This is a genomic window from Pilimelia anulata (genome assembly GCF_014647895.1).
GTDB lineage: Bacteria > Actinomycetota > Actinomycetes > Mycobacteriales > Micromonosporaceae > Pilimelia > Pilimelia anulata.
On sequence record NZ_BMQB01000018.1, the window covers coordinates 1 to 7,156 of the forward strand.

General features: G+C 65.6%; 6 protein-coding genes. 3 read left to right on the forward strand and 3 right to left on the reverse strand.

Going from position 1 to position 7,156, the window contains the following annotated elements; all coding sequences use genetic code 11:
* Positions 1–242: 242 nt before the first annotated feature.
* A complete protein-coding gene (locus IEY94_RS22935) occupies positions 243–1,412 on the reverse strand; it encodes a hypothetical protein (protein ID WP_189172336.1) in 1,170 nt (389 codons plus the stop codon).
* A gap of 164 nt (positions 1,413–1,576) precedes the next feature.
* Here IEY94_RS22935 and IEY94_RS22940 point away from each other — a divergent pair, with 164 nt between their 5' ends.
* Positions 1,577–1,792 (forward strand): hypothetical protein, encoded by a 216-nt coding sequence (locus tag IEY94_RS22940; RefSeq protein ID WP_189172337.1) that lies wholly within the window; start codon positions 1,577–1,579, stop codon positions 1,790–1,792.
* Here IEY94_RS22940 and IEY94_RS22945 read toward each other — a convergent pair whose 3' ends face one another.
* Positions 1,793–2,332, reverse strand: a complete 540-nt coding sequence (locus IEY94_RS22945; RefSeq protein WP_189172338.1) for an NYN domain-containing protein — start codon at positions 2,330–2,332, stop codon at positions 1,793–1,795.
* Between the two features lie 703 nt (positions 2,333–3,035).
* Positions 3,036–4,289 carry an AlbA family DNA-binding domain-containing protein gene (locus IEY94_RS22950; RefSeq protein WP_189172339.1) on the reverse strand — a complete coding sequence of 418 codons (1,254 nt, stop codon included), beginning with the start codon at positions 4,287–4,289 and terminating at the stop codon, positions 3,036–3,038.
* Positions 4,290–5,557: 1,268 nt separating this feature from the next.
* Between IEY94_RS22950 and IEY94_RS22955 the strand changes: the two genes are divergently transcribed.
* Together IEY94_RS22955 and IEY94_RS22960 are read left to right on the forward strand one after the other, a co-directional pair.
* A complete protein-coding gene (locus IEY94_RS22955; RefSeq protein WP_189172340.1) occupies positions 5,558–5,818 on the forward strand; it encodes a hypothetical protein in 261 nt (86 codons plus the stop codon).
* 419 nt (positions 5,819–6,237) lie between these two features.
* A complete protein-coding gene (locus IEY94_RS22960; RefSeq protein WP_189172341.1) occupies positions 6,238–7,095 on the forward strand; it encodes a metal-dependent hydrolase in 858 nt (285 codons plus the stop codon).
* Positions 7,096–7,156 lie beyond the last annotated feature (61 nt).

Consider the following 7,156-nt stretch of genomic DNA (forward strand, 5'->3'; position numbering starts at 1 on the left):
GCTCACCCTCGCAGGCATACTGCTCTGGACCAAACCATGATCCAAGAGACGCTCCCTAGCCGGGCTCACCACATTGTGACGTGGCCGCCGAGCGGGCTGCCTCACTTGGTGGGCCCCGTCATCGTGCCTGTACCGGTGAGCGCCTCGGTGGTTAGCGCTTGCGTCATGCAGTACGACCCGGCAGTGGAGCCTTGCCATGGTGCAGAGCAGTCTCGGCGACCGCCGGACACCGGGCGGTCAGCTCATGACCCTGGTGTCGGGACCGTGTCGAGTGTGATTTCGTCCAAGCCCCGAGGATCGGTGCTGCCACGGTCGGTCAACTCTTGCAGGATCAAGGTCCGCAGGACGGCGCGCATTTGGGCGACGCTCAGACGTGGACTCTCGCCAGCGGGTCGATCCGCAGCCACGACAGTCGCGAACACGTCGCCAGCAAACGAGATCGCCCGCTTGCCCGCGTGCAGGAACTGAGACCGAAGCTTGTACGCAGTCTTCAACGCCGCCTTCAGGACCGCCGGATTCTCAGCGAACACCGCGCCGCGCGGCTGCGGATCAGACCAGGAGCCCTCCAGCGGCGAGGCGCTCATCGCGTCCACACCCCAGGTGTAGACGCGCACAGGCTCTTGCCAGAAGGCGTCCGGCAGCCGCGTCATGGCGTAGGTAGCGGAGGTCTCCGCGAGCTTGATGTGCTTGTCCTTCATCAGGCGGGCGCGCAGAGCTGCGGCTTGGTCCTCGGTGAAGGCCTGGCCGGCGATGAACTTCTCCCAGCTCGCCGACTCGTCCCAGTAGGCCCACTCCGTTGGGGGACTGCCGAAGTGCTGCGCCAGACATTCGATACCGCCGACCATCAACGCGTACGCGCCGACAAGATCACGCGGAATCAGCAGCGAGGCACAGTAGTGCATGTGGATCGCCGCGCTAAGGGCCCGCATGTCATCATCGGGAAGACTGGTGAGTCGCGCTACCGCGTCGCGGAACGCTGCATCGACCTGCGGCCAGGCGGGCAGGGGCGCACCGAGATGGGTGTCCACTGACCCGGCCAGCGGCAATGTGAAGGGATGCTCCTGGCCCTCGACCCTTGCCATGACCTCCGGAACGACCTGGCAGCGACGGTCCGTCACCAAGGTCAGCAGGGCGCCGAACATCGCGTCACGGCCGACGATGTCAAACTGATCCGACGGCGACCCTGCGCGCAGGTAGTGCAGGACGGTCACCGACTGGATGTGCTCACCTGGAACGCCTAGCAGTCCCTGACCTTCTGCGGCGAGCGGCCCGTCCCCGTCCGCGGGAACTATCCCCGGGTGGATCATCCGTTGGTACTCGAAGGGCGGGGGTGTGCCGGGCGGGAGCTCGCGCAAACCGTTGGCCCATTCCTTCAGCCGGGTAGCGCCGGTCGGGTCCTTGTCGTCAAGCACTCCCACGTGTCCCCCGAAGTCCAACTCGCCACCGAGTGGCCATCGTCGCGGTGTACGGGTACGGCTGACAAGCCGAACACACCGCCCAGCAGGCGACTACCCCCGCTGGGTCCGCAGTGAGCCCAATGGCGGGGCCGCGGCGGAGGGTGAGCGATAGCCGCGGCGTGACCTTCAAGCGGCGTAGCTGCCTCCACAGCGCGGGCCGGCGGTTGGAGGAATGCCGCCCGCAGCCGCTCGAACGCAGCCACGGCAGCTGGCACTTCCAGTACACGGCCACCAACCTGCTCGGCCGCCGCGAGCAGATCGAGTACATACTCGACTCCGACCTGTTCGTGAACGTGGCCGAATTGCTGCCATTTGCGGAGGAGAGTGGCAGATAATCAGCGCGTCAAGCGATCAAATACTGGATCGAGCGGAAAAAAGTCGGCCGCAGCCTCCCGAAGGGCCGTAGCCGTGGCATGCTCCCAGAATACGACAGTGGTCGGAAAACCACGGTCTGCCAATCGGCTGATCGCCGGCACGAAATCCTGATCTCCTGAAACAAGCACAACCTTGTCGCCCGGCTGCATGAGATCCCGTGAGTCATCACTCATTTGGAGCGCGACTTCCACGTCGACCTGCTTCTCTCCGTATTGCCGCTCGAACAGCACGACGTCGAATCCAGGGCGTTCTGCGAACTTCCAAATAACGTCATCTTTAGGTGGCTTGTAGGAGCCGAACAAGGCCGCGCGACCGATTTCAATCAAGTCAGCGGGACAGACCGCCTCGTACAGGCCTCCAAAACTATAATTCCAAGAGGAATCAGTCACGCCGCGCTCAGAAGCCTCAGCTATGTCGGCCACCAGACCCTTCCGTACTGCGCTAATCCGCATACCTTCGATCCACACGTTGGAGTTGTCCACATAGGTAAACAGAGCCATTGCAATCAGATCCTTCCGGTATACAGGGACGGCGTACGCCTGGCCATTGCAGCGTGTGAGCATGGCTAGGCGCGCAGCCCTAAGGGGAGTCAACCACGCTTCTGTGGAACTCGAAGAGCGGTGTTGCTCGGCGGTGCGCCTTCTGGCTTTGCAGCGGCCACTTCATTTGAATCTCTCTAGAAGTGAATGTTCGTATGCGATTATTGCATACGAACGAAGCTCACAACTCCCTTATCGAAGACATTTGATTCTATGACGAACTCCGTGAACAGTTATCCCTGATTTAGTCGCCCGCAACGCAAGAAGAGGGCGAGATCACTAGCTGATCGCCAAGGGTGACCGAGCATGAAACTGCCCGACGTGGCGTGACCTGATCGGCACTTCGGGAGTCTCGCTCCTCAGGTCTGGCCGTAGTCCTGCCTGGTCGAGTGTCTGCGCTGGCCGCCTTCTCGGCGGTCACTGATCGCCTCAACTGTCGCCGACGGCGGGAGACGGACCACCCTCGTCACCGCAGGTGGGCGGACGGGTGGGACGGGAAGGCGGCCGCCGCGGGCGGTGTGTAGGCCGGACGCCAGACATCGACGCCGGCCGCCTCTGCTGGCGTCCGAACTTGGCGATACCTGCCGTCCCAACCGACCGACCGAGCTACCGCTTGGCTCGCGGGTTCTGAGGAGCGATATCGGCCGGGACGAGTTCGGTTGCGCTACCGCGCTGCGTTCCTGAGGGAGCTGGCGGTGTAGGGCAAGTATCGGACATCTACTGCGAGTCCACGTAGGAGTGTCCCGAGGAGCCGCTGTACCACGTTCTCGGAACTGTCCGCCAGCTCGGCAGTAGTTGTCTCCGTGGTGCGCACATACTCGTCCCGGCTGTAGGCGGTGCCGCCGTGCCAGCCCGACTGGATTCGGTCAGACGGCTCCGTGGCCTTTAGCCGGTCAACAAGGAGGCCGACCGCCCATGCACCCTGATAGGCCGTGTGGCGTTCGGCCAGCAGCCCAGCCAGCATAAGTGCGCTGTGGGTTAGCCCGAGCAAGACGACCGGCACGACCACCCGGATCGGGTCTAGGCCGCCGCGGCTCATGATGTCGGTGCCTCGACCGCAGGTCATGGCGATGCCACCGTCCTCGCGGAGCACCAGATCGATGAGACCGCCTTCGTAGATCCGGTCATCCGGACTATGTGAGGAGAGTGCGAGTCCGTCAGCGCGGCGACTGGCGCGGATCGCGGTTGCGAGCGTCGGCGAGTACGTCTGGGGAAGGCGTTGCACAATTTCGTGGACCATCGGCTGGAGGGTCGACTGCGGGGAGGGGTGCGCGGTCAGGGCTACCATCGCCTCGGCGCCGCTGGCTAGCGGTTGCGCGACCAGGTATAGGTGCCCCGCCTTGCGGCCCTCGCCGGTCGGGTCTTCGTCGCGTAGCCGCCCGAGCTGCTCTTCAACGTCGTGTGGCCGGCGATCGCGTGCGGCCATGGCACGGCGTACTTCTTCGTCGCTGAGGCGGTGGTTGGCCTTGTCTCCGCGGCCGTAGTAGATGTTGTCAACCATGTGCGGTGCCTGTGAGCTGGCCGGCACCAGGACGAGCACACATCCCCACCCGGCCCGGTTCGGATCCGGGATCTCGATCGTGCGGACCAGCACGGGCGGGTGAACCTTCGAGCGGGCGACCTGATCGATCCGCTCCGCGAGCCCGGCCAGTTCCACGCCGCACACGTTGATCGCGCGGCTTTCCCGGTCCTCCATGCCGTATAGGAGTTGGCCGCTATCCAGCGCCATGGCCGCGATGTCGACGGCCAGGTCCTGGTTGCCCTGCCGACCCGGGGTGAGTTCACGTTTGAGGTCTAGCCAGTGGGACTCGTCCAACAGTCCGCCCTGCTGAGCATCGACGACGTCCTGCCACGCCTTGGGCCGCCACATACCGTGGTCGGGACCGAGATACACACTCGGCAGGTGGGGGGTGCTCATGTCGCTGCTCCAGACGGCTCGCGCCTCACGCCGGCTACCCAGACGAGATCGGGCACGGATCAGCGTACCGACGCGCGGCGCGGTTCTCTCGGACGACACTGCCCCGCCGCTCGTGTGGCGCAAGCGCCGACCACGGGCGCCAGAGGGAGACGTCGGCGACACATCTGTCCCGCTCAGAACCCTGTCCAGTGCGGCAATTTACTAGGAGTAGTCGCGCTCGAAGTGCTGGATCCTAGCGTTCGACAAGATCACGTCAATGGAGCAGCGCGGGAGCAACAGCGGTGGCTGGTGAGGAATGCGTCCGGCTAGGCTATAGATGTCTTCGCAGGTCAGCCGCCATGCCAATGACCACAGGGGACCGTAACGGAGCGTCAGGTAACCGATTTTCAGTCGGACGCTCGTACCAACTGAGCTACCTGGCCGTGGCGCCATGAGGCGCCCAAAAAGAGTAGCAGGATCGGCTCGCCTGCCTCACGTCGGGGCCCGTCAGTCGTCGCGCGGCGAATAGCCTGATTTGGCCTGCCGACATCGACGGATAGTGATCGATGATGGCTGGTTCGCTCACCTTAAGTAATGTCGTGGCTGGCGTGGCGGGTGCGTGTCCGCCGCTACGCCCGCGTGTTCTTGGGACCGCGTTGCAGGCGTGCTGTGCACTCCCGCCCTTCGGTGCCCTCGGGACGCCCGTGCGTGTCAGTGCGGGTGGGTGCGGGTGGGTGCGGGTGAGTGCGTCGACATCCGAGCGATCCGCGAGCGAACACGCGCGGCTCTCCCGCTACATATTATCGTCACTGTGCGTGATCTTCGCTGGTTAATGCCTGTCGAGGTGTCGTGGTCGCACGTGACGCGGTGCCGCGGGTCTAGCCGCGCGGCGCCGTGGGTCGCGGTGCGCTGCCGGTCGTGCCGCGGTACCTGCGCGCGCCCGCAGCGGTGGGTGCGTCCGGGGGTCGTCCTCGTGAACGGGCGTTGCTTCAACAGCACCCCCGAGGACGCGGCTGACGCGGCACTGCGGTGGTTGCGGCAGGGGCACGTCGACGCTGGCCGCCACACAAGCGAAGGGCGCTCATGTCGCTGATGGCGCAGCCGTCGCCGTCCGCTATTTCAGCTGCTCGTGCGGTGCCGCTCGGACGGTGGGTGGGCGGGCAGGAGCGCCCGCCGGGTCTGCGTCGCTGGTTCGGTACAGGTGATCCCGTCCGCGGTTACGATCGGGACATGCGGAACGATCTGGTGAGTGGCGGCGCGCGCCTTTTTCGCGTCGGTGGGGGGATGGAGTGACTGCCGGCTCGCAGGCGATGTTCGTCGTCGAGTATCCCTGTGACCTGTTCTGCCGTATCGAGGTTGACCTAAGTGGTGAGAGTGGCCAGGTCACGCTGCGGCAGTTGCGGGAGAAGGCTGATGGGTTGCACCGTCGCGTGCACGAACCGGAACTCGCCGATGCTGACGTGGCGATCGCTGATCAGGAAGCAGTGGGGCGCCCCTCGACCACCGTGTTCCTTTCCGCGCCGGGGCGCGGCGGTGGCCGGCGACGGTGAGGCACCTCTACCGCGTGCGCGCAATGTAGCCGGCCCCCGCCGAGCCGGGGAACGAGTCCCGGAGCTGTGAATGGCCGGCCGCTGGTCGGAGCACGACCCACCCGAGCGGCGTGATGTGGGCCTACTCCGCAGGTAGCGCCCGCGGGCGCGCCTTCGATGCCGTGTCGGCGACGCCCGGGCTGGCGGCGATCGTCCTTGGGGCCATCCCCGCACGTGCGGGGAGTCTCCCAGGCTTGGATGCCTCCATCAAGCTCGGTACGCGACACCCCGGGCGTACCGCCCGACCCGCGGAGCAGGGCGATTACGATCATCGGCCATGGACAATGTGACGCACACGCTGATCAGCATCGTGGTTGGCGAGGCGCTGCACCGGTCCATCCGGCCGTCAACGGGTGCTGAGCGACCGTGCTCGCCGGAGCGTGGCACTCACGGTCATGGCCGTCGGCGGCAACCTGCCCGACATCGACGTGGCATATACCGGCTGGGCCGGCACGACGATGGACTACCTGCTGCACCATCGCGGCCACACTCACACGATCCTCGGCGCGCTCGGCTTGTCAGTGTTGCTGTTCCTGGCCGTCCGGCTCTGGTGGCGGCTCAAGAAGGTCACGCCGTCGCGGGCGGACCTGCTGTTCGTCGCGGGGGTCGCCGTCCTCGCCCCACTGCTGCACATCGGATTGGACTTCACCAACAGCTACGGCGTACATCCGCTGTGGCCCGTCGACAACCATTGGTACTACGGCGATGCCGTCTTCATCCTCGAACCGGCCCTGTGGGCGAGCGCCGCGGTCCTGCTGTTCGTCCTGCCGAGCCGGGTCATCCGTGGGCTGATCGCGTTCTTCCTGCTCGCTGGGCTCGCCGCCGCCTGGTTCACCGGCCTCGTTCCGGTCTCGTTCGCCCTGATGCTGACCGCACTGATGGTGGGACTGGCCGCCGTGAGTCGGTTCTGCCCACCGCGGGTCGCCTTGGCCAGCGGGATCGCGGCCTGGCTGCTCGTGACCGCGGCCTTCGTCGGCACCAGCTGGACCGCAAAGGGTGACATCGAAACCGCGCTCACCCGCAGTTTCCCGACTGCCCGCACCCTCGACACGGTCCTCACACCGATGGTCGTGAACCCGGTGTGCCGGGAAGTCCTCACGGTGCAGGTGGATCAGGACCGTCACGTTGTCCGCCGCGTCTTCCACTCCCTGGCCCCCGGCTGGATTCCCGCCAGCCGGTGCGCATCGTTGGTCCGCCGTGACACCGAAACCACGGCGCAGCTCACACCTGTCGCCTGAGGTCCCCCCGCTTTCCCGGAGTCTTCTGATCATGGTCTGATGGCCGTGGGGAGGACGTTCT